The organism is Sodaliphilus pleomorphus, assembly GCF_009676955.1.
Lineage (GTDB): Bacteria > Bacteroidota > Bacteroidia > Bacteroidales > Muribaculaceae > Sodaliphilus > Sodaliphilus pleomorphus.
This window is the reverse complement of the sequence record NZ_CP045696.1, coordinates 2,758,722-2,783,956: the sequence shown is the minus strand read 5'-3', so window position 1 is coordinate 2,783,956 and position 25,235 is coordinate 2,758,722. Positions and strand designations below refer to the sequence as shown.

Annotated in this window: 16 protein-coding genes; 2 read left to right on the top strand and 14 right to left on the bottom strand. The window is 56.1% G+C overall.

What is annotated here, in order from left to right; translation table 11 throughout:
* Window position 1: 1 nt before the first annotated feature.
* Entirely contained in the window at window positions 2–1,633 is a 1,632-nt protein-coding gene (locus GF423_RS11480; RefSeq protein ID WP_154328490.1) for a tetratricopeptide repeat protein, read from the top strand.
* 163 nt (window positions 1,634–1,796) lie between these two features.
* Window positions 1,797–2,678, top strand: a complete 882-nt coding sequence (locus tag GF423_RS11475; RefSeq protein WP_154328489.1) for a polysaccharide deacetylase family protein — start codon at window positions 1,797–1,799, stop codon at window positions 2,676–2,678.
* A gap of 147 nt (window positions 2,679–2,825) precedes the next feature.
* Here GF423_RS11475 and GF423_RS11470 read toward each other — a convergent pair whose 3' ends face one another.
* The 14 genes from GF423_RS11470 to GF423_RS11405 form a co-directional block, all read right to left on the bottom strand.
* Window positions 2,826–3,440, bottom strand: a complete 615-nt coding sequence (locus GF423_RS11470; protein WP_235911746.1) for a GDSL-type esterase/lipase family protein — start codon at window positions 3,438–3,440, stop codon at window positions 2,826–2,828.
* 104 nt (window positions 3,441–3,544) lie between these two features.
* Window positions 3,545–4,375 (bottom strand): N-acetylmuramic acid 6-phosphate etherase, encoded by an 831-nt coding sequence (gene murQ / locus GF423_RS11465; RefSeq protein ID WP_154328487.1) that lies wholly within the window; start codon window positions 4,373–4,375, stop codon window positions 3,545–3,547.
* A 72-nt stretch (window positions 4,376–4,447) separates the two neighbouring features.
* Window positions 4,448–5,299 (bottom strand): ATPase, encoded by an 852-nt coding sequence (locus GF423_RS11460; RefSeq protein ID WP_154329045.1) that lies wholly within the window; start codon window positions 5,297–5,299, stop codon window positions 4,448–4,450.
* A 10-nt stretch (window positions 5,300–5,309) separates the two neighbouring features.
* Window positions 5,310–7,046 carry a DUF5009 domain-containing protein gene (locus GF423_RS11455; RefSeq protein WP_154328486.1) on the bottom strand — a complete coding sequence of 579 codons (1,737 nt, stop codon included), beginning with the start codon at window positions 7,044–7,046 and terminating at the stop codon, window positions 5,310–5,312.
* A gap of 4 nt (window positions 7,047–7,050) precedes the next feature.
* A complete protein-coding gene (locus tag GF423_RS11450) occupies window positions 7,051–9,840 on the bottom strand; it encodes an FAD-binding and (Fe-S)-binding domain-containing protein (RefSeq protein WP_206113240.1) in 2,790 nt (929 codons plus the stop codon).
* A complete protein-coding gene (locus GF423_RS11445) occupies window positions 9,837–11,081 on the bottom strand; it encodes a DUF1343 domain-containing protein (RefSeq protein WP_154328485.1) in 1,245 nt (414 codons plus the stop codon). The genes GF423_RS11450 and GF423_RS11445 overlap by 4 nt, the downstream gene beginning before the upstream one ends.
* Window positions 11,082–11,111: 30 nt before the next feature.
* Window positions 11,112–12,452 carry an MFS transporter gene (locus GF423_RS11440; protein ID WP_154328484.1) on the bottom strand — a complete coding sequence of 447 codons (1,341 nt, stop codon included), beginning with the start codon at window positions 12,450–12,452 and terminating at the stop codon, window positions 11,112–11,114.
* A gap of 4 nt (window positions 12,453–12,456) precedes the next feature.
* Window positions 12,457–13,776 carry a SpoIID/LytB domain-containing protein gene (locus tag GF423_RS11435; RefSeq protein WP_154328483.1) on the bottom strand — a complete coding sequence of 440 codons (1,320 nt, stop codon included), beginning with the start codon at window positions 13,774–13,776 and terminating at the stop codon, window positions 12,457–12,459.
* A gap of 18 nt (window positions 13,777–13,794) precedes the next feature.
* Window positions 13,795–14,730, bottom strand: a complete 936-nt coding sequence (locus GF423_RS11430) for a DUF4922 domain-containing protein (RefSeq protein ID WP_154328482.1) — start codon at window positions 14,728–14,730, stop codon at window positions 13,795–13,797.
* 15 nt (window positions 14,731–14,745) lie between these two features.
* Window positions 14,746–16,227, bottom strand: coding sequence for a glycosyltransferase family 2 protein (locus GF423_RS11425; RefSeq protein ID WP_154328481.1), 1,482 nt, complete (start codon window positions 16,225–16,227; stop codon window positions 14,746–14,748).
* A 36-nt stretch (window positions 16,228–16,263) separates the two neighbouring features.
* Window positions 16,264–17,727 (bottom strand): glycosyltransferase family 2 protein, encoded by a 1,464-nt coding sequence (locus tag GF423_RS11420; RefSeq protein WP_154328480.1) that lies wholly within the window; start codon window positions 17,725–17,727, stop codon window positions 16,264–16,266.
* A gap of 26 nt (window positions 17,728–17,753) precedes the next feature.
* Window positions 17,754–20,783, bottom strand: coding sequence for a golvesin C-terminal-like domain-containing protein (locus tag GF423_RS11415; RefSeq protein WP_206113239.1), 3,030 nt, complete (start codon window positions 20,781–20,783; stop codon window positions 17,754–17,756).
* 296 nt (window positions 20,784–21,079) lie between these two features.
* A complete protein-coding gene (locus GF423_RS11410) occupies window positions 21,080–24,070 on the bottom strand; it encodes a golvesin C-terminal-like domain-containing protein (protein WP_154328478.1) in 2,991 nt (996 codons plus the stop codon).
* 92 nt (window positions 24,071–24,162) lie between these two features.
* Window positions 24,163–24,999 (bottom strand): hypothetical protein, encoded by an 837-nt coding sequence (locus GF423_RS11405; protein WP_154328477.1) that lies wholly within the window; start codon window positions 24,997–24,999, stop codon window positions 24,163–24,165.
* Window positions 25,000–25,235: the final 236 nt, after the last annotated feature.

The following is a 25,235-nucleotide window of genomic DNA, read 5'->3' as shown; positions in this document are numbered from 1 at the left end:
GATGAAAGCAACGATTAAACTCAAGTATCTCATCCTCGTCATGGCAATTGCCATGATCGGCATCTCGGCACAAGCCCAAAAGGCGGCCAGCGACGAGGACTCTACTGCTCAGAAGATAAGAGCTGCCGTAATGAAGGTCTACGACGACCAGCTGGCCGAGACACCCGACGCCTACGACGTGCGCTATGCCCGGGCTATGCAACTCTACTTCAACGGCGACTATGCCAAGTCGCTCGACGATATCAACATCGTCATCAGCCAGTGCCCTGAGAAGGAGGCCGACCAGCTCTACGACGCACTCATCCTGCGCGCCAAACTCTATGACGCGCAAGGCAACACAGCTGCCGAAGCCCAAGACTTGCAGCGGGCAACCGCCATCAATCCGAGCAGCCTCAACGGCATCGACCTCACTGCCAAACTCGCCCTCAAGCAAGGCAACCTCACCGAGGCCGAGAGCGGTTTCAACGCCATTCTGCGCCAAAGCCCGCAAAACTATGATGCCTTCTACGGTCTGGCACAAGTAGAGGCACAACGCGGCAACAACGACAAGGCCATCGAGTTCTGCGACCGGGCCGTGAAGCTATTTCCACAAGACCCAACGGTGTACTACAACCGCGCCAACGTGTACAAGACCATAGGCGCCTATGAGAATGCGGCCGAGGACTATATCATAGCCATGAGTCTGAGCTCGGGCGGCAACAAGGGCATTGCCGAGCTGTGGGCGATGAGCAACGCCCACTACGATGCAGTGATGAGCGCCTTGCAACGGGCCATCGACAATGCTCCGCGTCAGGGCAACTTCTACTATCTGCGCGCCGAGATAGCCAAGACCTACTTGCACTACGGCCAGGCCCTGCACGACTTCAACATCATCATCGACAACAACTTCTACGACGACTACACCATCTATGAGGATGCAGCCCGGTGCCAGTTTGAGCTCACCATGTATGACGAGGCACTGAAAAATGTGAACAAAGCCCTACAGAAATCGCCCACGGCAATCGATGCCTATGTGCTCAAGGCACAAATCACCCGCTATCAAGGCACAGGCAACAACTATGCACTGGCCATCAGCGTGCTCAAAGAAGCCGAGGCACTGAAACCCAACTATGCCCCGGTGCTCATCGCCGAGGCCCGCAACCTCTATGCTCTGGGGCAAAAGGACGAGGCCATGAACGCGCTCAACAAGGTCATCGCAGCCGACCCGCACAACAACGAGGCTCTCTTGCTGCGCGGCTTCATCAGCAAGTATCGCCTGAGAAAACCCGACGAGGCTCTCGCCGATTTCTCGGCCATGCTCGCCAACGGCGACAACATGGCCAGCCTGCGTGGCTTTGCCTTGCACGAGATAGGCAAGGACGAGGAAGCACGCCAGTGGGCCCGAAAAATCATTGCCGACAACCCACTGCCAGGCGGCGAAGCCTACTACTATGCCGCAGCATTGCTCAGCGACATCGACCCTGCCGACGAGCAGGCGCTCAAGTACTTTGAAAGCGCCCTGGCCAATGGCTTCGGCAGCAAGTTTCTGGCCGAGGTGAGCGAGGAGTACTATGTGAACCTGAAACTCCTGCGCCGCAACGAGAACTTTGCCACCGTGCTCAACCGCTACACCGACAACTTTGAAGTGAAATAAACAGGGCTTTAAGGTAGCATCTGTCAACCTGCAACGGTCACGGTCTCTCCATCTTCGTCGAGAGGCTGTGACTTTTTTATGGCCAAGAGTTGGCGTGGCGATGGATAACATGACGAGAAAAATGTGTAACTTTACGACACCATAAACTACACTTACAAACAAAATGAAAACAAAAATCATTCTTTTACTTGCTGCAGTACTTGCCGTGGTCGCCGGCTTCCCATGCCAGGCCACCGGCAAGCACACAAAGAAAGCCCCCAAGCGGGCCTGCATAGAACTTGAAAACGACCAGTATGGCGTGACACGCCGCATCAACCCCAAGTGCAAGGCAGTGTACCTCGTGTTCACGGCCCACTACAGTACCAACGACAACGGCCACTTTGAGAACTTCGACGGCATCGTGCCTGTGCTCGACGTCTTGAAAGAGAAGAAGGTGCGAGGCTCGTTCTTCCCCACTGGCCTATGCTTCGATCAACCCCAGTACAAAGCCGCCATCAAGCGCATCGTCGACGAGGGACACTATCTCTCGGCCCACTCCTACGGCCACCTGCTCATGTGCGACGGCGAGAAGAGCCTGGTGACGCGCGACTCGATCGACAACGACATCAAGCTCATGGAAAAGAAACTGGGCGAAGTTGGGCTCAAGAAAAGTCAATACTGCTGGATGATACCGCCCTATGAGACCTACAATCAGGAAAACGTCGACGAGTTGCAACGACTGGGCTACCACCTGATAAGCCCCACGCCAGGTATTAAAACCGACATGGACTGGGCCGCGCCAGGCGACAAAAACTACGTCTCGGCCCACGACATCATGCAACAACTGTGGGACTATGAGGCCAAGCATGGCATGAACGGCGTGATACTGCTCGTGCATGCCATGAACTACCCTGGACGCACGCAGGCCGACCGCGTGTATGACCACCTGGGCGAGATCATCGACGGCCTGCGTGCACGCGGCTACACCTTCAAGACGATGAACGACGTGATTGCCGCAAGCAGGAAGAGGCTGGTTTTCAACACCAGCATCGTCGAGCGGCCGTGACTTGTGACCAAAGCACAATAGCACCTGTGCTGCACTCTCGACCATTGTGTGGTGATTGCCACCAAAATCAAAGCCTGCGCCGGCGGTTGCCAGTGCAGGCTTTTGTATAGATTTCAAGCCACACACAAGTAGACGGGAACCAATCCCTTATTTCACATAGGGCTTTATGGCGTCGCGCCACACCAGGTAGGCCGGACCCATGAGGTGGAGACCGTCGTTGGTGTACTCACGCTTGAGATGACCAGTGCCGTCGTCAAAGAGCTTGTAGAGGTCGATCCAAGTCACACCCTGGCGACGCGCGACCTGGGCCAGAGCGGCATTGCCCTCGACAACCACGTGCTCGCGGTCGCGCAGGTTTTTCCACATGCGCACGTCGTTGTTGAAAGGCAACATGCTCTGCAAGTAGATTTTTGTCTTAGGGCAACGTTGTTTCACCAGCACGATGAGTTTCTCCATGGCACGGGCTATGCTATCGCCGCTCACGCCATGCGACACATCGTTGATTCCCCCCATGATGAAAAGCTTCTTGGGCTGTCCCTTCAAGATGGGCTCAAGTCGCTCGTAAAATCCCTGCACGATGTCGCCCACAATACCGCGATTTTTCACGTGAGGATTGTTGAGCAACTCATTCCACTCGGCACCATCGGTGAGGCTGTTGCCCAGCATCACGATGTCGTGCCGGCCTATGGGAAGCACATCGAAGAGTGTAGCCCGGCGTGCATAGTACACGTCGGTATTGGTATACTGTTTAGTCTGAGCCATTGCAACAAGACTTGCACACAGTGCAAACAACACTATAAGATAACGTCGTGTCATAACTAAAATGTGTGTGTGTGTGTAATCAATCTCTCCCTTTGATAACCACTCTACAGCTTGTCGTCGTCGGCAGCGCGATAGGCATCGCAGGCCTTCTTTACCGAGCCGTGCAGCAGCAACAAGCGCTTGGCCGACTCATAGTCGAGGCCAAGCTCATCTACCACCATGCGGGTGCCGCGGTCGACGAGCTTCTTGTTGGTGAGCTGCATATTGACCATTTTGTTGCCCTTCACACGCCCCATCTTGATCATGACGCTGGTCGAGATCATGTTGCATATCATCTTTTGGCCAGTGCCCGATTTCATGCGGCTGCTGCCCGTGACATACTCGGGACCCACAACCATCTCCATAGCAATCTCGGCAGCCTCGCTGATGGGCGCGTCGGGGTTGCTGGTGATGGCGCCCGTGAGGCAACCGTGGGCGCGGGCAGCCTTGAGTGCGCCTATGACGTAGGGCGTAGTGCCCGAGGCAGCGATGCCCACCACAGTGTCCTTCTCGTTGATGTTGTACTCAAGCAAGTCTTTCCAACCCTGCTCGGTGTCGTCCTCGGCATTCTCCACGGCATTGCGCAAGGCAGTGTCGCCGCCGGCAATGATGCCAATGATCCACCCAGGGTCCATGCCGAAGGTGGGAGGAATCTCGCTGGCATCGAGCACACCAAGACGGCCCGACGTGCCTGCGCCCATGTAGAAAAGACGGCCGCCTTTCTTCATGCGCGACACGATGCCCGTGACCAGTTTCTCGACTTGAGGTATGGTCTTCTGTACGGCATCGGCTACCTTGTGGTCTTCTTGATTGATCTCGGTGAGGATTTCAAGCACCGATTTTTTCTCCAAATCATTGTAAAGCGAGTCTTGCTCACTTATTTTCACAAAAGCCATATTATGATTAAATATTTTTCGTTCTCCTTAAAAACGTGTAACTACTCTTTTTTTTACCATTCAGCCCCGTCTCTATTGCTCGCTTGTAGAGTGAAACTTGATGAGGCCCTCCATGGGATCCTGCATGATTGTGCCCACGGTGATGCCTTGCGACTTGGCTGCCTCGAGCAACGTAGGCTTCTCGAGCAGTGCGATGCTGCCCACAAAGTTGCAAGGCAGGGTCTTGTAGTCCTTATAGCTCTCGACGTTGCGCACAAAGAAGTCGATAAACGAGTGCAGCACGATGCGGTGTATCGAGGGCTCCTCGATGTTGTGCTCAAGGAAAGGAGCAAATTGTGCCAGGAAGCGATTGGCAGCCGGCTTGCGATACACGTGGTCGATGATGGTGTTGCGGTCGAGGTTGTACTCCTTGAGGAATTTCTCACACAGGTGCTCGGGGAGCTGGTGCTTGAGCACATCGCCCACCAGGAGCTTGCCCAGCACAGCGCCGCTGCCCTCATCACCCAGGATATAGCCCAGGGGCGACACGTTGTCGACCACCTTCTCGCCATCGTAGTAGCAAGAGTTGCTGCCCGTGCCCAAGATGCAGGCTATGCCAGGCTTGCGGCCGCACAGGGCGCGTGCTGCAGCGAGCAGGTCGGTGTCGACCTCGATCTTAGAGGCGGCAGGCATGTTGGCTTTCAAGGCATTGGCCACATGCGACTTAATCTCGTCGCTGATGATGCCGGCACCATAATAGTATATCTCATCGACCTGATAGCCGCTGATGTGGGGCATCAATTCCTCCTTGATGCGGGCAGTCATTTCGTCTTGAGTCATGAGCAGGGCATTCATCCCTGTAGTGAAAATTTGAGCAACTTTCTCTTTTCCGTTGAGCAGGCACCAATCAATCTTGGTGGAGCCACAATCTGCAATTAAAATCATCATTTAGCAATTATATTTTTATGATTATATTTTTCTTATAGAGTATGTAACCAAATATCCAGTTAAACAGAATGAAGATGATGGCAAACAAGCATGAAGCCATCGTCTCGTCGGTGGTCACTGCCTTGCAGAAGTCGAACACAGCACTGTGCACCGTAGTGCGCTCGCCTGCCCCTTGTGCAAGAGCCACCGCGCTGTTGTAGGTGCGCTGGGCTGCAGTGAGCTGCTTGCCCGCTATGGTGTCACAAGCAGTCATATCGGTGATAAACAGGTCGTTGAATGTGTTGCGGGCCGTTACGCCCAGCGTGTCGCTGTAGCAGGCTTCAACAGCAGTCTGCGCCCGTTTCAGCCCTTGCTGTGCAGCAAGGCTGTAGAGTTCGGCAGCCTTCTTGTGGTCGACTGCCAGTCCACCCTTGCCGAAGTCGTAGCACAGCCCCAGGTTGAATTGGGCCTGCTGCATCGCCGAGTCGGCAGCAAGAGTAAGCAATTGCACCGCCTGGACATCGTTGGCCGCAGTGTTGTCGGTCATGTAGGCCAGGGCCAGGTTGTAGTGGGCCGCAGCCTTGGGCAGGGTGTCGGTCCCGACGGCTTGTTGCAACAGTTGCACTGCGCGGGGCTTGTTGACGTCGACGCCAGTGCCCGTGTAGTAGGCAACGGCGAGGTTGTTTTGTGCCTGGGCAATACCCTGCTGTGCCGCTTGGGTGTAGAGGGTCGAGGCCTTGACGGGATCGGGATTTTCAAAGTCGGCACTCTTGTGCAGCGTCACAGCACCGAAGATGATAGAGAAAACACTGCCCAGCACGTAGAGCGACAACGGGTTGATGCCAAAGGCCTGGAAGAAATGGCACCACTTCTTGTGCCCCTTGACATCGATGACCAGGATGAGCAGTGCGAGCACACTCATGGCCAGACCAGTGGTGATGAGCACATAGGTCGACGACCACACCTTCTTGGAGCACGGGATGCCGTAGTGCAGCAGCCAGCCCAGCAAGATGAAAGCAAAACCCACCTCAAGCAAGCGCGCCATGCGGTACCTGTTGTCGCGATGCTCGATGATCATCTTGCCCACCAGGAAGCCGATGAGCGTGTGGGCAATGCAGGGGAGCGTGCTCAAGATGCCCTCGGGGTCGAGTGCAATCGAGTATCCGCCTGCACTCTCGTGATACATGTGGTCGGGGCCCATGACGGCATTGTCGATGCGCGCCACGATGTTGTCGAGCGAGAAGTCGTAGCCATGCCCCACACCGAGAATCACGGCATAGATGACAAGGATGCCGCCCACTACCCACGGCAGCATCTTGTGCTTGATGAAGATGGCACACAGCGAGCCGAAGAAGTAGCACAGCGCCAATCGCTGAAACACACCCAAGATGCGCAACGTGGGCAAGTTGTTGACGGCTACTGCCCAGGGCTGTCCCTTGGCCAGACCGTACATCAAGTGGCTGAACCAGTGGATGGCCCACCCGATGAGAAACAACAGCACTGTGCGACGCACGACTTTCAAAGCCAGCTTGGGGCTGAACTTGAAATCAAACTTGCGCAAAGAGAAATACATGGCAACACCCATGCAAAACATGAAGAAGGGAAAGACCAAGTCGGTGGGGGTCAATCCTATCCACTCGGCATGGTCGAGCGGTGCATAGATGTGACTCCATGTGCCGGGATTGTTCACCATGAGCATGCCTGCTATGGTGATGCCACGCAATATATCGAGTGAAACGAGTCGTTTAGATTGTTGTGATGACATATCGCTATTTTTTTACAGTAGTACACTCATCGATCAAGTAGATGAGCGATTGATAAGGGATTCCGCTATTGGTGGTGAGACCTATCTCGCAAGTACGGCTGTTGGAGAAACCGCGCTTGATGCCGGCCTTCTCGATTTGGGGGCGCAGCTTGCGCAGGGCATACTTGTTGAGCTCGGGATGCGTCAAGCCCTTGTCGCCGGCAAAACCGCAACAGCCCACACCATCGGGCACGAGCACGTGGCTCGAGCAACGCTTGGCCAGCGACAGCATCTTGTCGTTGAGCCCCATGAGGCGTGTAGAGCAAGTGAGATGCAGGGCTATGGGCTCGTCGGTGCGATGGAAATCGAGGTCGGAGGCCACATAGTCGTGCACAAACTCCATGAGCTCAAGCGGTTTCACTCTGGTCATGTGTTGCAACATGCGGTGCAGGCAGGGACTCTGGTCGCACACCACAGGATACTTGCCGTTGTCGCTGGCAGCAAGCAAGGCGCTCTCGAGCTCGTCGGTCTTGCGCTGTGCAATATCGGGCATGCCCTTGCTCTCCCATATCATGCCGCAGCACAGTTGCTTCATGCCTGCGGGATATATCACCTCCCAACCACATTTCTTGAGGAAGGCCACCACCTCGTCGACCAGGTCGAGCTTCGGGCCCTTGCTGGCGCGCCCCATAGTCTGATTTAAGCAACTGGGGAAGTACACCACCTTCCTGGCCGACTCGACAGTGTCGAGGGGCTTCGGGCGATGAGCCTTGGGCAGCGACGGGGTCCACAGCGGGGCGCCCATGGCATTGAGTGCGTGACCCAGTACCGTCACGCCCTTGTCGCCAATCACGGCATGGGTAGCACTGGCCAGGTCGAGGGCCAGCTTGGTGCCCTCGCGCACGCCATTCAGGTGGCGGGCACAAAAGTCGCCCACCTTGTAGCCGGCACAGTCCTTGGGGCGATGGGTGGCGCGCAGGTCGTGGGTCATGTCGCCAGTGTTGATCTTCATGGGGCACGACGTGCTGCACAAGCCATCGGCTGCACAGGTGTAGTCGCCGTAGTACTTGTAGAGCGCGGTCATGCGCTTCAGGCGGGCTGGATCTTCACCCGTGGCGCGCAGGCGTGCAATCTCGCGCTGCGTGACGATGCGCTGGCGTGAGCTCAGTGTAAAACCGCAGCTCAGGCAGTTCACCTCGCAGAAGCCGCACTCCATGCACTTGTCGACATGCTCGTTGACACGTGGCAGCGGCTTGATGTGCTGCACAAAGCTCTCGGGATCTTCATTGAAGATGACACCAGGATTGAGAATATTTTGCGGGTCGAAGAGCTGCTTGATTTCCTTCATGATGCCATAGGCCTTGTCGCCCCACTCCTTGCGCACAAAGGGCGCCATGTTGCGGCCTGTGCCATGCTCGGCCTTGAGCGAACCGTCGTACTTGTCGACCACGAGCTTCACCGTTTCACGCATAAGTTCCTCGTAGCGCTTCACATCCTCGTCGGTCTCAAACGACTGGCTTATCACAAAGTGGAAATTTCCCTCCAGGGCATGGCCGTAGATGCAGCTATCGGCATAGCCATGCTCGTTGAGCATGCGTGCAAGATCGACCGTTGCATCGGGAAGGTCCTGAATGTGGTAGGCAATGTCCTCGATAATCACTGTAGTGCCTATGGGGCGAGTGCCTGCAACGATGGGGAAAATGCCCGACCTTATCTGCCAGTACTTGCCATACTCAGCAGGGTCGCTGGTGAAGCGAGCCGGCACATGCAGCTTGTAGTGGCCCACGACATCCATGATTTGGGCGATATTCTTGTCGAGTGTATCCTGGTCGTCGGCCGAGGTGCGCACCAGTATGGCCGTGAGCCCCTCGCCCGTCTTGTCCTCGGCTGCCGAGAGCGACTTCTTGTCGAGCATCTCGGCACACTCCACAGGACTGTTCTTGAGCTCCACGATGCACTCGCTGGCCTTGCGCATGTCGTCGAAGTAGAGCATGGCGCTGGCCGAGTGGCTGTAGAGATGGCCTGTGGTCATGGTAAACTGGCTGGCAAAGCCCAGAGTACCCTCGCTGCCCACCATGCAATGCGTGATGATATCGAACGGGTCGGTGAACCTGACAAAGGGCAGAAGGTTCAACCCCGTCACGTTCTTGATTTGATACTTGTACTTGATGCGTTTCACCAGCTCGGGGTCGGCCATAATCTTGTCGCGCAGCTTCTCGATGCCCTTCACAAAGTCGGGGCGCTTGGCCTTGAATGCTGCACGGCTGCCGGCGTCGCCCGTGTCGAGTACAGTGCCGTCGGCCATGACGATGCGCATCGACTTCAATACCTTGTCGCTGTTGGCATGTGTGCCACAGCTCATGCCCGAGGCATTGTTGATGACAATACCGCCCACCATGGCCGAGTTTTTTGAGGCCGGGTCGGGCGAGAACACTCTGCCGTAGGGCTTGAGTATCTCGTCAACCTTGTGCCCCACGAGGCCTGGTTGCATGGTGATGGTGCTGGCATCGTCGCTCAGCTCATAGTTTTCCCAGTTCTTGCCGGCAACGATGAGAATCGAGTCGGTGTTGGTTTGGCCCGAGAGACTGGTGCCGGCAGCACGAAACGTGACCGGCAGCCCCAGCTTGCTGGCCTCTTGCAGCAACCTCGACACCTCCTGCTCGTTGCGCGAGCGCACCACCACCTTGGGCACGTGGCGGTAGAAGCTGGCATCGGTTCCCCAGGCCAGGCAGCGCAAGTCGTCGGTATAGATACGGTCGTCGGGAATAAACCAAGAGATGTTCCTGACGAAGGCTTTATATTTTGCGTCCATCATTTGTACAAATAATATTTGCTCGATTTTGCTTTAAATGCATCGGCATCTTTGTTGAAGTAGTCAACGATGTCGGCCACCTTGTAGTTCTTGGAGAACCTGAGGCGTATTTGGTCGGTGCCCATGACCTTGTCAAACATGCCATAGCCGCGCTTGGCATTGGCATCAAAGATTTTGGCAGCCGGGTACAACTCGTGCAGCACCTGCATGAAGTAGAACTGGCACAGGGTGAGATTGGCCTTGTCGAGATCGGTGATGTAGGTCTGCACACCGTGCATCTCCTTCATTGCCTCGTCGGTCTCGGGGCCCACCTTAAAGAAAGGTTTGTAGTTGATGGGGCGGAACCTGAAGCCAGGCAGGTCGAGCGCATTCATGGCGTCGCACAGCTTGTCGGCATCGATATAGGGAGCTGCGAAGCACTGGAAAGGCAGCGTGTAGCCTATGCCGGTGTTGAAGGCATAGAGCTCACCCACAACGCCCGACACTGCATAGAAGGCTGCGTGCTCGGGAGTGGGAATCTGTGGCGAGGGAGCCACCCAGGGCAGCCCCGTGTCGGCAAACTTCATGTTGCGCTTCCAGCCCTGCATGGGTATCACGGTGAGTTTGGCCTTCTTGGCCGTCACGTGCTCCTCGTTGAGGTAGGTAGCGAGCTCACCGGGAGTGAGCCCGTAGAGGTAAGGGATGGCATACTTGCTCACCATCGAGAAGTAGCCGTCTTCGACCACATTGCCCTCAACCTTGTTGCCGCCCAGCGGGTTGGGACGGTCGAGCACCATAAATTCCTTGCCATTCTCGGCACAGGCCTCCATGCACATGCCCATGGTGGCATAGAAGGTGTAGCTGCGGCAGCCTATGTCCTGGATGTCGTAGACGAGCACATCGATGTCCTTGAGCATCTCGGGGGTGGGCTTGTGGGTCTTGCCGTAGAGCGAATACATCTTCACGCCGGTCTTGGCATCGACAGCATCGCTCACGGCATCACCCGCATGGGCATTGCCGCGCACGCCGTGCTCGGGGCCGTAGAGGGCCACCAGCTTCACGCCAGGCGCGTTGTAGAGAATGTCGACAGTCGAGGTGAGATTGTGGTCGACGCCGCTGGGGTTGGTCACCAGGCCCACGCGCTTGCCCTGAAGCTCAGAGAAGTGGTGGTCGCGCAGCACCTCGATACCCGTCATCACCTGGGCAGAGAGAGAAACGGTGGCTGCAAGTGTAATGGCCAAAAACAGGATAATATGTTTTTTCATCTTCACTAATTCAATTTATATGATAAAAAATTACTTGCGTCCATATTCTGGGTCGATGTGCTTGTCGACAAAGTAGGTGACCACAAAGGTAGCCACGCAGCAAGCCATCACCATCCAGAAGAAATTGATATAGCCTATGGCCTCTTGAATATAGCCGGCCACAAAGCCAGGCAGCATCATGCTAAGCGCCATGAAGGCAGTGCATATGGCATAGTGCGAGGTCTTGAACTCGCCCTCGGAGAAATACATCATGTAGAGCATGTAGGCCGTGAAACCGAAACCGTAGCCAAACTGCTCGATGCACAGGGCTATGGTGATAACGATCGTGTTGCTGGGTTGAGCGTAGGCCAGATAGACAAATGTGAGGCAAGGCAGCGTCATGCACAAGGCCATCCACCAGAGCGACTTCTTGAGGCCAACGCGCGATGCGAAAATACCGCCCAGGATGCCACCGCCCAAAAGGGCAATCACGCCGAATGTGCCATACACCACACCCACCATTTCGGTGCTCAAGCCCAATCCGCCTTGGCTTGTGGGATGCACCAGGAAAGGCATGCACAGCTTGATGAGGAAGCCCTCGGGCAAGCGATAGAGCAGCATGAACACGATAGCCATCCACACATAAGGCTTGGAGAAGAAACTGCCAAACGAAGCCAGCAACTCCTTGGCATTGGAAGAGCTGGGCTTGGCAGTGCCAGCCTCCTCCTGCTGGTTGCGAGGATGATCATCGGCAGGCTTGGGCAGCACAAAGATGTGATAGAGCGTGATGAGCAGGAACACTACTGCGCTCACGCCGAGGGTGATGCGCCACGAGTAGGGAATGTCGCCCGAGCTTTTCTCAACCACGCCGGCAATGGCCACCAGCACACCCTGCCCGAAGACCGAAGCAATGCGATAGGCCGTGGAACGAATGCCGATGAATGCCGCCTGGCTGCTCGGGCTGTGAGCCAGCATGTAGAAGCCATCGGCCGCAATGTCGTGAGTTGCCGAGGCAAAGGCTGCAATGATAAACAGGATGAGGGTGAATGTGAACATGGAGATGGGCGTGTGACCCGATGCTATCATCTCCTTGCTGGGAGTGGGCAGGGTGAGCATGAGCAGCGCCATGAGCGCAGTGAGCACAATCTGCATGGTGACTATCCACCAGCGCTTGGTCTTCACCACATCGACGATAGGGCTCCACACCCCCTTTAAAAACCAAGGGAAATAGAGCAATGTGGTGAAAAATGACATGTCGCCATTGGGGACACCCATCTTGGTGAACATCATCACCGAAATATTGTTGACCACAAAGTAGGGGACGCCTTCGGCAAAATAGAGCGTGGGCACCCACCACCAGGGGCTTTTGTTTGAAGTTTTGAGGTTATTCATTGTTTCAATATAATTTGTTGATAGAAGCGTTAATGAAATAGTGGAGCAGAATTTCCTTGTAGTTGTAGCCCTTGGCGCTCATCACTGCAGCACCTATCTGGCACAGCCCAACGCCATGACCCCAGCCAGCGCCACGCAGCACAAACTTCTGGGGATAGCCGCTGGCATCAATACCGTGGCGCTCGACGATGAAGGCCGAACTGTAGAGGGCGCTCTCGCTCAGGGCATACCTGATAGCGAGCTCCTTGCCTATGGTCTTGGTAAGTTTCTCGCCCACGATCTTCATCTTGTAGAGCCTCCCCGACGTGCCTCGGGCCACTGGCTGCAAGTCTCTGATGCGGCCGTAGTCGTCGCCAGTGCGGCGCTTGATGAGGTCGGCTATCTGCTCTTGGGTGTACTCCACCTTCCAGCGGTAGAAATTTTTGGTCTCTTGATCGTAGTCGTTGAGTACCTGCGAGAGTATCTCGGGGTCCTTGGTGTTGCAGAAGGCCTCAGGACTCGACAGTATCCAGTCGGCAGCCACGTCCTCGCGCGAGAGATCGGGAAAATCCATCTCATTGCGGCTGTCGCGACGTGGCACCAGGTAGTCGTAGTGCTTGGGCTCCCAGCAGTTTTCAAACTCCTCAAGCACGCCGCCGCAACACTTGGAGAAGCGTGCATCGCACAGCTCGCCGTCGTACATGAGCACCTGCCCCCAAGTGGCATCGATGGCCTGGCGCACTGTGGGCGTCGACTCGCGTGTGATGCCCTGGTAACGCTGGCAATGGTCGTCGGCACACACGTCGAAGTTGACATGGTCGTCGCGGTCCCACCACTTGATATCCTCGAGCTCAGAGTCGCTGCCTGTGGCTTTCTCCACCTCGTGATTCTTGTCGGCATCGCTCTTGTTGACTTGTGCCAAGAGCCAGCTGCGCGAGATCACCGCGTGGGCCTTGAGCAACTCAAGCGAAGCATTGGCACTCATCTCGCTCGAGATCACGCTGAGCAGGTACTCCTCGACCGGGAGCACATTGATGGTTGTGATGTTGCCATTTTCTACAATAAGGTGAAGCGAGCCACGGAAGGTCTGGTCCTCCTTGCGGCGCCAGTGAAAACTCACCCCGATAGTCACATCTTTCAATGTGAACGAAGCCGTGGCGGGGTCGAGGGGAGAAAACGTGATCTCGTCGTAGAGCGTTCCGTTCCACACAATCTTGCCCTCGCGGCATGTTGCCGACTGCGGTCCTTGTACCAGGGCACCGCCACATCGATACTGGCCGTTAAGCACAAACTCGACAGCAGGCTCATTCATGATACCCACCCTCACTTGAGGAATTTGACTCATAACTATATGAATGATTTTTTATTTTAATCGTTGTATTATGTTAATTGCATCGTCGGTTGTCATGCACAACTCGTCGAACATGGCTTGCACGTCGGCCGACGTGAGTGCATCGAAGTCTTTCTCGACCGGCACGGCCCACACCCCGCCCATGTCGACCGAGGCCGGGCTGAGCATGAACTGCCCTGCCCCATCGCCATAGTTGTGGGGACGGTGCTTGCGCCGGGGGAAGACAACCACATAGTAGGTGTCGGCCTCGGTCCAGCACAATATGTTCTGCATGGGCTCGGGGTCGCCAGCGCTCACGGGCAAAGCCCTCTCAAGCATGTCGAAGAGCTGGCTGGCCCTGAGGGCAGTTTTGGCCGCAATCAAAAACGACATGCGGGCCATGCCCTGGCTCAAGGCCAGGAAACCATCGCCGTCGTCGTCGATGTGCGAGAGCTTGCTCTCAAACACCTCTTTGCAGTAAGGCAGAAACCCCTTGTTGCCGGCCTGGAAGTGCATGTGGTCGGGGGCCGAGGCTCCGCACCTGGGCCCGTTGTAGAACAGCACAAAGTCGCTCAAGTCGTGGGCAAGAGCGAGCATGTGGGGCATGCGGCCCTCGATGCGCTGCGGCACGTGCCGCAACTCAGAGATAGTGAGATGGAGCGGGAAAATGGGATAGGGATTCAATTGAATCTTGTATTTCCCGTTCCACTCAACCGTTTCTTGCTGGACAGGCTGATTTTGGGCACACAAGAAACACTTGCGGGCCTTGAGGCTGGCAGCATCGACCTTGGCGGCACTCGAACGAATGCGCTCGGGGTTGAACTGCAGCACTATCGATGAGGCACCCACCCGCAGCGAGCGCAACTTGCAAGCCTTGAGCGCGCCATAGTTGTGCTTGGCCACGTCCCAATCGCTCAGCTGCCTCTCGATGAGGCGGGTCACCTGATTTCTGTAATCAATCTCAGCCATGTGATCGTGCTATTGTCAAGCCTTCTTGTTCATGGCCACACGCGCCTGAAGCTCCCAAGTGCGGATGCGGTCTTTGTACAAGTTGTTGTTGTTCATCTTCACCACGTCGAGCGAGGCATCGCTGTTGTCGTCCCAGCGGCGGCACATGTACACGGGCGTGTACACACGACCTATCTGGTAGTGGCGCGAGATGTTGAGGCCCAGCGCATAGTCCTCGCCATAGCTGGTGTTGGGCAGCTTCACCTCACGCAGCACAGGCGTGTAGAAAGCGCGAGGAGCGCCCAGGCCGTTGATGCGCAAGGCGTTGTTGCGGCCGTTCTCGGGGGTCCACTCCTTGTGGTCGATGATACCGGGGGCTATCATGTTGCCATCGAAGTCGGTCATCATGTAGGTGCCCACAACCATGGCCACATTTTGCTCATAGAAGGCCTTCACCATCGTGGTGAGGGTGTTTTCATCTTTGTACATGTCGTCGCTGTCGAGCTGCACGATAAACTTGCCAGCCTTCTCGTGATGAGCAGCCAGGTTCCAGTAGCCACCTATGCCCATGTCGTAATAGTCGGCAATGATGTGGATCATGCGTGGGTCGTCCTTGAACTCATCGATGGCCTCGCGCGTGCCGTCGGTCGAGAAGTTGTCGACCACCATGAGGTTGAACTTGAAGTCGGTCTTCTGCATCAAGACACTCTTGATGGCATCGCGAATGGTGCGAATGCGGTTGCGCACTGGAATCATCACCGTAGCCTCGACAGCAAAGTCGCCCTGGTTGAACTCGATGTGTCTGAAATTGGGCTGGCCATCGGCCTTGACAGGAGCCAGGTAGCCGCCTATTTCTTTCAGGTGCTCGGTCACGGCCTGCTCCATCTCGATCTGACGGCCGCGGTTCTTAGGATCGACATAGTCGAAGATCTTCTCGCCGCTCTTGCGCGTGTCGAGCTCGACATCGCTGTAGAGGTACTCGTTGATGTGGGTGATGGCGGCATGCTGCGACAGCTTGAGACGCAGGTCGTAGAGGCCAGCAAACTCATAGTCGGCCTTCATGGCAGCCACAGCCTGCTTGAAGCACTGGGCGCAGAAGAACAGCACCGACCCGAAGTCGAAATCGTCGCGCAGGCTGCCATACTGGTAGTCGATGACCGGAGCCTTGTCGGCACCCTTGTCGGTCACATTGTAATGGTCGGCATAGAGCATGCCGCTCTGGCTGTCCTGGGCGATCTGCACAAAACGGTCGATGGCATAGGGGGCAAACTTGAGCGTGTCGTACTTGGTGTAAAGCAACACAAAGTCGGCATCGGCCTTGTCGGCAATAGCCCTCATTGTAGCACTGGCATTGAGGTTATTTACCTTGATAACCTCGCAGCCTTCGACCGTGCCCTGGACGTCGGCGCCAGCCAGCAAGTAGATTTTGTTGACAAGTGCGCTCGACTTGAGGCCGTCGATAGTCTTTTGTGCCTGCTCTTTCTCGGCAAAGGGGATGAAGCAATTTATTTTAGTCATAGTGTAGTGTGTTGTATTTTTTAGTTATTTAAAATTTTATTTACTATTCTTGTTTTTAAGTATGCGCGCCTTCACTTCCCAAGTGCGAATACGGTCCTTGTAGGTGTTGTTGGCGTTTTCCTTGTCAATGTCGAGGTTGGCATCGGTGTTGTCGTCCCAGCGGCGGGCACAGGTCATCACGTCCCACACACGTCCCACGCGATAGTCGCGCGATACCCTGAGTCCCATGGCGTAGTCCTCGCCATAGCAGGTGTTGGGCAGGTTGATGGCACGATACACTGGCGTGTAGAATGCACGAGGACCGCCAAAACCGTTGACATGAAGGGCATTGTTGCGGCCGTTCTCGGCTGTCCACTCATGATGGTCGATCACACCCGGTGCGATCTCGTTGAGGTCGACATCGGTCACCTTGTAGGTGCCGCACACCATGGCGGCATTTTCCTTGTAGAACTCGGCTATCATCGTAGCGAGCGTGGCAGGCGTGGCATAGACGTCGTCGCTGTCGAGCCCGATGGCAAACTTGCCGCAGCGCTCGTCGTTGATGGCAAGGTTCCAGCAGCCACCTATGCCCAGGTCGTCGCGGTCGGGGACGATGTGAATCACACGTGGATCGGCCTTGGCAAGCTCGTCGATGATCTCGCCGGTGCCGTCGGTCGAGTGATTGTCGACAACGATGAGGTTGAAGGCGAAATCGGTCTTCTGCATGAGCACGCTCTCGATGGCATCTTTTATCACCCGCTTGCGGTTGAGCACGGGTATCACCACTGTGGCCTCGACGGGAAACTGCTGCTCGTCGAAGTCGAGGTCGCGGTAGTCGCCGGGGGCCAAATACGCCCCAATGCGTTTCAAGTGGGACGTGCAAGCGTCTTCCATCTCCCGTTGCGAGTCGGCATTTTTTGGATCGCAGTAGTCAAATATCTTCTCACCGCTGGAGCGATGGTCGAGCTCAACATCGGTATACAGGTACTCGTCGACATGCTCAATGCCATATTTCTCCGAAATCAAGAGTCTCAGGTCGTAGAAACCGGCGGCACGGTAGGCGCGGGTGATGCGCGATGCCGCCTCCTTGAGGTGGGCAGTGTTGAAAAAGAGCACCGACCCGAAGTCGAAATCGTCGCGCAGGCTGCCTGCTTGGTAATCGATGACGGGAGCCTTGTCACGCTTGTCGCCACTCATGTGGTAATGGTCGGCATAGAGCATGCCGGCATCGGTATCCTGGGCGATGCCCACCAAGCGCAGCATGGCCTTATAGTTCATGCGCAACGTGTCGTATTTATTGTAGAAAAATGTGTAGTCGCTCTTGGCAGCAGCAGCAATGGCCTGCATCGTCATGGTTGAAGTAAGGTCGGGCACTACCAGCACCTCGCAGCCCTCGTGAGCGGCAGCAAGGGGCTGCGACGAGAGCAGGAAGATGCGGGCGACCAGGGGTTCTTCACGCAAACCCTTCAAGGTATTGCTCACCTGCTCATCGGAAGTGTAAGGAATGAAACAATCGATCATAATGGAACTATCAAGTTTATAGTTTTCTATTGCTTGTTGAGGAACCTCATCACATCGCCCACGATGGCATCGCGCAATCCCGGCTCGACCACGGTCTCAAGCGGGAAGCCCATCACCACCGTGCGATAGGTACCGCAGTCGACAGCCACGGCAGCAGGCTTGTTGTTCTCGCCATAACGCATGTAGGTCTGGCCACGGTCGTCGGCCGGCATGAGGGCATCGGGCGACTCCACAGCATACATCTTGCTGTTGAGCTGCTGCACAAAGGTGGCCTTGCGGCCGTCGACGAGAGCACCGAAGCTGGTGGGCACAGTCATCACCTGCCCCTTGTCGCAGGCTCGCGAAGCCCTCAACTTGTAGCCCAGCACCGAGCTCGCAAAGGTTTTCTCGGCATCACCAGCCTTGGCGTTGTTCCACACGTCGCTGCCCACATAGGAACCGCTCATGAGCACATTGCCGCCTGCACTGGTAAAACGCTTGATGGCCTGCATCAGCTCGGGGGTGAATATCTTGTAGCGGTCGGGGTAGGCGCCACGGCCGTTGGGGGTCTCCTTCTGCTTGCCAAGAATGATGTCGACCGTCTTGAAATCCTCGCTGTTGACCTTGCCGGCAGCAAAGGCCTGGGCACTCATCGACACAAACGAGTAGCCTGCATTGAGCAGCGACTGGCCATGAATGGCTGTGTAGTCGAAGGTATTGCCTGCCACGGGCTCGGTCTCGTGGTCGCTGCGGCTGTCGCCGAAGCCGGTGTCGTCGTCGTCTTTCCATTCAAGACTGCGGTCAAACTCGTATTGCTTGCCCACATAGTTGATTTGCCGCACATAGTCGACGCCGTGGTCTTTCTCGTCGAGGAAGCCAGCCATCTTGTCGCCGTCGAACCAGTCGGGCGCACTCAGCCTGGTGAAACCGTTGACCACAGCAACGTTGCCCTTGCTGCCCTTGGCCACACCAAGCGACAGCACCTCGCTGGGAAAGCTGCGGCCGCCGTCGTTCATGGCCACGACCTTGTAGCTGTGCACAAGATTGTCTTTCACATAGGTGACATATTTTGTATCCTTGGTCACTGCAAGCTGCTTGAAGCCACCGTCGGCCACGCGTTCATACACTACATACTTCTTGGGGTCGGCATTCTCGCTGAGCGAGTCGGGCGTGGGCTTCCAGTTCAAGATGTAGCAGTCGTCGCTCACGCGGTCGATGGCAAAGCTGTTGACTGGCAGCGGTTGCACCACATAGTCGCGATGGTCGCGCTGAGCGATAAACTTGAGGATACCCTTGTAGATGGCACGGCTCACGTCGAAGCGGAAGTTGGGGTCGAGCCCGTATTTCATGTCGGCAAAATTCTGGTGCGAGAGCAATTCCATGAGCAGGGCCGGCACCTCGGGCACACGCGCCTCGAAGTAGCTGGCATCGCGCATGCCGCGACGGGTCCAGTTGGGCTCATACTTGGCACGAATGTCGTTGACAACCTGGCTCGTGACAATATTGGCAAACTTGCGCGACAGCTCGCGCGGGGTACCGTCGACGTAGTTGGAAAACTGCTTGCCGTTCTGCTTGGTGCAATAGATGATGAGCGTGCCTATGATGTCGTCGCCCGGGGTCGTGCCAGCATCGGTGTGAAGGCAAAACGACACATCGACAGGCACATTCAGCCCCTTGCGGGCAGGCAGCACTGCCGATCCTCCTGCCAGATAGTTGACCCACATGCCGCGGCAGCGGTAGTCGTCGGTATAATCGTTGATGCCGCGCGTGGGAGAATAAACGCTGTCGGGGAAACCGGCCCACTGCAAATAGTAGCGGCTGCCCACTTCAAACAGGGGATAATTGCTACTGCTCACATATTTGTAATCAATGCCTGGCTTGCCCAGCGATTTCTCGTTTTCCTGCTGAGCGGCCCGTTGCTTGTTTTCATCGGTAGGGAGCGCGACACGACGCGCCACCATGTTGGTACCACCGCCCACCTTGATGGCATCGGCCGTGACCACGCGGTTTTCCTCCTTGGAGAAGTTGCTCAAGGTCACCACGTTCTTGTTGAGACCTTTTTTGAGCTGGAAGGTGCCAAGGTACACCCACACACCGCCGGCCATGGTCTGGTCGACGACAAACTCCTCGGGGCCGGCCAGGCTGTTGACGGTGTAGCGGGCATCGGTCGAGCTGCCGGGCACAGTCTTGTAGCTCACATAGACGGCATAGTCGCCAGCCTCGGGCATGTCGACATCCCAGTGGGCAAGCGAGAGTTTCTTCTTGTCTTTGGTGGTCGCCACCTGGCGATAGGTACCCTCGGCAAACGGATTCTGGAAATCCACATATTGGTCACGCACATAGGCAAACCCAGTGCCGTTGCCCTTGGTCCATGAGCACTTGCCGTTCTGCTCGCCATAGGCGCTCGAGGCCTTGCCGCCGTCGTTGTCGACAACCACGGCCACCTTGTGCGTGTCGCGCTCGCGGGCATCCCACACATAGGCGCCTGCATTTTCAAGCATGGGCATCAAGAAGGGTATCACATAGCTGTGAGTGTACATGTCTTCAACCGTCTGCATCAAGCGGCCGCGTTGCCACTCCCAGCGATTGAGCTTGTTTTCAAAATACAGGCCGTGACTGGGCCACATAGCCACGATGTTGCCATCGAGTGCCTTGCTGTAGTGGCGGTCTTTGTCGACGGGTGTCACAAAGGGTGCATGCTTGCGCTTGTAGCTGCTGTCGAAGTCAATGAAGTAGTCGTCGACATCAACGCCAGCGACGGTGAGCTTCACCTTGCGGCCTTCACCTTGCGGCCCCAGGGCTGCCTTCACGTCGTCCTTCATCTTAGAGATTGAACTCTCGGTGAAGGGGATGTCGCTGAAGTTCTCACTCAGGTCGACAGTCACCGTGTCGCCACTCATCACCACACTCGAGGCACGCACTGTGCCTATACCCATGTTGAGAGGCACGTTCTTGCTCACAACTGCTTGTACACGCGCCACGTCGGCATCGCCCAGCACAGTCTGGGCCTGGACGCTGCCGGCTGCAAAGAGCCCGGCACAAGCCAAAGCGACAAAAGCATGTATTCTCTTGCTCATCAATTGGTTACAATTATTCATCTCATTCATTGTCGTGCCATGATGCACAACCTATGTTAAGATTACAAAAATACTATAAACATTCCGTTTACACACCGAAAAGTGATTTAAATTTCCCTATTTTTCACAATTTTTATTATTTAAGCACACATTTTTAATTTCAAAATCTTTTCAAACAAAAAAAGCCGGGCATCCACACACACACGACAGCCGCTTGGCCGTGTGTGGACGCCTGGCAAGATTTTTTTCACTTAGAGTGACAATGCGGGGTTACAACCAGAGCAAGCGCACCGGGGCTACTTGCTGTCGAGGTACTGCAACAGCTGGCTCATCAAGGTGTCGCGCTCATTCTCATCGACAATCGACTCAAAGGGGAAACCCACAACTGCAGTGCGATAGCTGCCGCGATTGCACAGGATGCCGGCCTGCTTGTTGTTTTCGGCATAGCGCATGAAGGCAACACTCTCGCCACCAGCCGAGTAGACCGCATCGGGCGACTCCACGCAATACCACTTGTCGCTGAGCTGCTGGTTGAATGCAAGCCGAGCCCCGCCAGCGATCATCTTGAATGGAGTAGACAGCACATAGGCCTGGCCCGTGACGGTAGCCTGGCTACATCCCCAGCGATAGCCCAGCACTTGCTTGGTAAAAGCCATCTCGGCAGTGTCGGGTTGAGCCTTGTCGTAGACATCGCTGGCCACATAGCTGCCCGTGAGAAGCACACTGCCGCCGCCATTGCAATAGGCAGTGAGCGCATGGCGCAAGGCTGGGGTGAAAATCTTGTAGCGGCTGGGGTAATAGCCACGGCCGTTCTTGGTCTCTTTCTGCTTGCCAGCAATATAGTCGAGCAGCTTGAAGCCTTTCAAGTCGACAAGACCCTGCTCTACAGCCTTGACGCTGGTCGACACAAAGGAATAGCCGGCACGCATGATAGAAGCCCCGTGCAGGGCAGGAAAATCAAAGGTGTTGCCGGCCACCACCTTGCCCTCATAGTCGCTGTGGCTGTTGCCCCAGCCGCCCGAGTCGTCGTCGCGCCACTTTGCGCTGCGGCGGCGCTCATACTGTGACCCTATGTAATTGATGCCCTGCACATAGGGCACACCATGGTCGGTCTCGTCGGTAAAGCCGCAATAGTCTCCATCGTCGACCCAGTCGGGGGCGCTCAAGCGAGTGAAGCCGTTCACCACCATCACCATGCCCTTGCTGCGGGGAGCAATACCGAGCGAGAGTGTCTCGCTCGGGAAGCTGCGGCCGCCGTCGTTGAGTGCAGTCACTCGGTAGCTGTGCAACAAGCTGTCGGTCACGGTCACCATGTATTCGGGCTTGTCGACAATTGCAATCTCGGCAAAGCCGTTGTTGTCGCCCACCCGCTCGGCCACGATGTAGCGCTTGGGCATGGCTGTAGGCTCAAGACTGTCGGGGGTAGCCGTCCAGGTGAGCTTAAAACGCGCGTTGCCCAATGGAGCTATCGCAAAGGACTGTACAGGAAGAGGTTGCACAACAACCTGCCTGTGGTCGCGTGCCGCGATCCACCTCAAGATGCCCTTGTAGATGGCACGGCTCGAAGCAAAAATGAAGTTAGGGTCAAGCCCGTAGCGCATGTCGGCAAAATTCTGATGCGACAAGTACTCGAGCAACATGCCCGGCACCTGGGGCACCCGTATCTCGTAGAGATTTTCCTGAGTGAGGCCGCGGTCGGTCCAGTGGGGTTCAAACTGGGCACGCATGTCGGCCACAAGCTGCGCATTGACCATCTCGGCCAGCCGTCGCGAGATGATGCGCGGTGTGCCGTCGGCATAGTTGCCAAAGTGGTTGCTGCGGTATATGCTCTGCGTGCCCACAATGCGGTCGCCAGCAGTGACGCCGGCATCGGTGTGAAAAGCCATCGACAGGTCGAGGGGCACGTGCAAGCCATGCTGTTGCGCAGGATTGGCCTGGCTGCCGCCCGAGAGGTAATTCACCCACTCGCTGCGACTGCGGAAGTCGTCGGCATAGTCGGTCAAGCCCCGCGACACGGTATAGACACTGTCGGGGAAACCCGACCATTGCAAGAAGTAGCGGGCACCTTCCACATAGCGCGGCATGCCGCTCACCACGGGAGCATAGTCAACGCCATCGCGCTGCAAGGTGTAGTGCCAGTCGTAGGCAGCGGCCCACTTGCGGTTTTCGGGCGTGTTGGGCAAGGCTGTGCGAGCGATATTGCCCATGCCGCCGCCTATCTTTACGGCATCGGCAGTGACCACGCCATGCTTGCTCCTCGACTGGTTGGTCAAGGTCACCACGTCCTTGTTCAAGCCCTGCTTGAGCGGGAAAGTGCCCAGGTAGACCCACACCCCGCCAGCCATGCGCTGGTTGACCGTGAAGGTGCGGCGGCCGGCAGCACAGTTGACGGTGTACTGGGCGTCGTCGACACTGTTGTCGAGTGTCTTGTAGGAGATATACACGGCATAGTCGCCAGCCTCGGGCACGCGCGCACTCCATGTTGCCGTGCTCGAGGGCTTGCGCCGGGCCTCAACCTGACGTGCTGTGCCGGAGGCAAACGGATTTTGACAGTCGAGATAGGTGCGCTGCTTGTAGGCAAATCCCGCGCCGGCATCTTGCCAGCCACACTTGCCGCCAGTCTCGACGTAGCCACACTGAGCCAGGCCGCCGTCGTTGTCGACAATCACCTCGGTTGCATGCGTGTCGCGCTCGCGCGGATTCCACACATAGGCGCCGGCATTCTCGAGCATGGGCATGACAAAGGGTATCACATAGCTCATGGGATACAGGTCCTCGTGCGTTTCAAAAAGGCGCGGCCGTTGCCACTCCCAGTGGTTGATGCCCGCCTCATAGTAGTAACCGTGGCTTTGCCACATGGCAATGATGTTGCCGTCGAGGCCCTTGCTATAGTGGCGTGCAGGGTCGTTCTCGCTCACAAACGGCGCGTGGCGACGGCTCCACCGCTTGTCGAAGTTGAAGAAATAATTGTCGACATCGTCGCCGGCAATTGTGAGTTGCACGTGGCGGGTGCCCGCCGGCACGCCCGAGGCCTGCAGCATGCGGCTTTTGAGCTGCGCGATGAGCTCGGGAGTGAATGTGTTGTGGGCATAGTTGGCGGCAAGGTCAACCACGAGTGTGTCGCCACTCACGCTGGCGCGGTTCACCCTGGCCTGGCCGATGCTCACATCGGGCCCGATGGTAGACTGCACCATCGACCGAAGCTGATTCAAGCATGTGTCGTCGAGGGCACGAGCACTCATCGTGAATGCGGCAAGCAACGACAATGCAAAAAGCGTTGATTTCATTATAATGTAGTTCTATTAGTTTATAAAATGGCCGCTCGCACGGTGGCGGCGACCATTGTGAGTGATTAGTATCTTTTCGGCTGACGGGAGCCTTAGTTCTCCTTGTGGTAGGCGACAAGGCCGGGCATGGAGTTGCGCACAATCTTTTTGATAGTGGCACCGAAGCGGCTGGCTACCGAAATAAGTATCTCGCTGTAGCTGCAGGCTACCTGGCCCACAAAGCACACCGGGTTTCCCTTGTAGTCGTACTGGCTGATGTTGCGCTGGAAGAAACGCATGATTTCTCGGTCTACAATCTCGTGCACATAGTCATTGTCGAGATGATCGGCAAGGAAGAAGCTGTAGTTGCGCAAGTTGTGATTGGCCATGGGGTTGGAATACACGGCATCCATGATGTCGTCGGGGGTCAACTTGTACTCATCGAAGAAGGCCTGTGCCACCTCGCGAGGAGCCAAGTCCTTGAGCACGTCGCTCAGAAAGATGCGCCCGAGCGCACTGCCGCTGCCCTCGTCGCCCAGGATGAAACCGCCAGGGCGCACGTTTTTCACTATCTTCTCGCCGTCGTATTGGCAGGAGTTGGAACCCGTGCCCAAGATACAGGCCAGGCCTGGCTCGTGAATGAGCAGTCCACGGGCAGCACCCACGAGGTCGCTCTCGACAGTGACCGGAGTCTTGAACTGGGCCACCAGCGACACCTCTACAATCTTGTTCTTCTCGGGGCTGGAGCAACCGGCGCCATAGTAGTACACATGTTCCCAACGGCGCTTGAAAAAGGCTGGAGGCAAGCCCAGGCGTATGATGTGGCTTATCTCACGGCGTGTTTGGAAAAAGGGGTTCAAGCCCTCGGTAAAGGCATGCTCAACTATGTTGTCACCATCGACCAGCACCCACTCGGTGCGCGTGGAGCTGCTCTCGGCTATTACTTTCATGTTCTGATTATTCATGTAGGTTCAGTCTTAATAACGTCAATGTGGAGCCATTGTCCAAAAAAGTATTTAAATATTGACAAAAATAAAAAATAAAACCAATATTTCAAAAAAGAGACAGAAATTAAGCGCGTTTTAAATACATTATAACACGTGCAAACATTTGTTAACTCAAAATTATGAGAAAAGAAAATGCGTGAAGGCAATTTTAATCAACCTTCACGCATTTTAAAAATTAT

Coding starts and splice junctions, on each gene's coding strand:
- GF423_RS11480 (WP_154328490.1), top strand. CDS start 2: ATGAAAGCAACGATTAAACTCAAGTATCTCATCCTCGTCATGGCAATT.
- GF423_RS11475 (WP_154328489.1), top strand. CDS start 1,797: ATGAAAACAAAAATCATTCTTTTACTTGCTGCAGTACTTGCCGTGGTC.
- GF423_RS11470 (WP_235911746.1), bottom strand. CDS start 3,440: ATGGCTCAGACTAAACAGTATACCAATACCGACGTGTACTATGCACGC.
- murQ (WP_154328487.1), bottom strand. CDS start 4,375: ATGGCTTTTGTGAAAATAAGTGAGCAAGACTCGCTTTACAATGATTTG.
- GF423_RS11460 (WP_154329045.1), bottom strand. CDS start 5,299: ATGATTTTAATTGCAGATTGTGGCTCCACCAAGATTGATTGGTGCCTG.
- GF423_RS11455 (WP_154328486.1), bottom strand. CDS start 7,046: ATGTCATCACAACAATCTAAACGACTCGTTTCACTCGATATATTGCGT.
- GF423_RS11450 (WP_206113240.1), bottom strand. CDS start 9,840: ATGATGGACGCAAAATATAAAGCCTTCGTCAGGAACATCTCTTGGTTT.
- GF423_RS11445 (WP_154328485.1), bottom strand. CDS start 11,081: ATGAAAAAACATATTATCCTGTTTTTGGCCATTACACTTGCAGCCACC.
- GF423_RS11440 (WP_154328484.1), bottom strand. CDS start 12,452: ATGAATAACCTCAAAACTTCAAACAAAAGCCCCTGGTGGTGGGTGCCC.
- GF423_RS11435 (WP_154328483.1), bottom strand. CDS start 13,776: ATGAGTCAAATTCCTCAAGTGAGGGTGGGTATCATGAATGAGCCTGCT.
- GF423_RS11430 (WP_154328482.1), bottom strand. CDS start 14,730: ATGGCTGAGATTGATTACAGAAATCAGGTGACCCGCCTCATCGAGAGG.
- GF423_RS11425 (WP_154328481.1), bottom strand. CDS start 16,227: ATGACTAAAATAAATTGCTTCATCCCCTTTGCCGAGAAAGAGCAGGCA.
- GF423_RS11420 (WP_154328480.1), bottom strand. CDS start 17,727: ATGATCGATTGTTTCATTCCTTACACTTCCGATGAGCAGGTGAGCAAT.
- GF423_RS11415 (WP_206113239.1), bottom strand. CDS start 20,783: ATGAGCAAGAGAATACATGCTTTTGTCGCTTTGGCTTGTGCCGGGCTC.
- GF423_RS11410 (WP_154328478.1), bottom strand. CDS start 24,070: ATGAAATCAACGCTTTTTGCATTGTCGTTGCTTGCCGCATTCACGATG.
- GF423_RS11405 (WP_154328477.1), bottom strand. CDS start 24,999: ATGAAAGTAATAGCCGAGAGCAGCTCCACGCGCACCGAGTGGGTGCTG.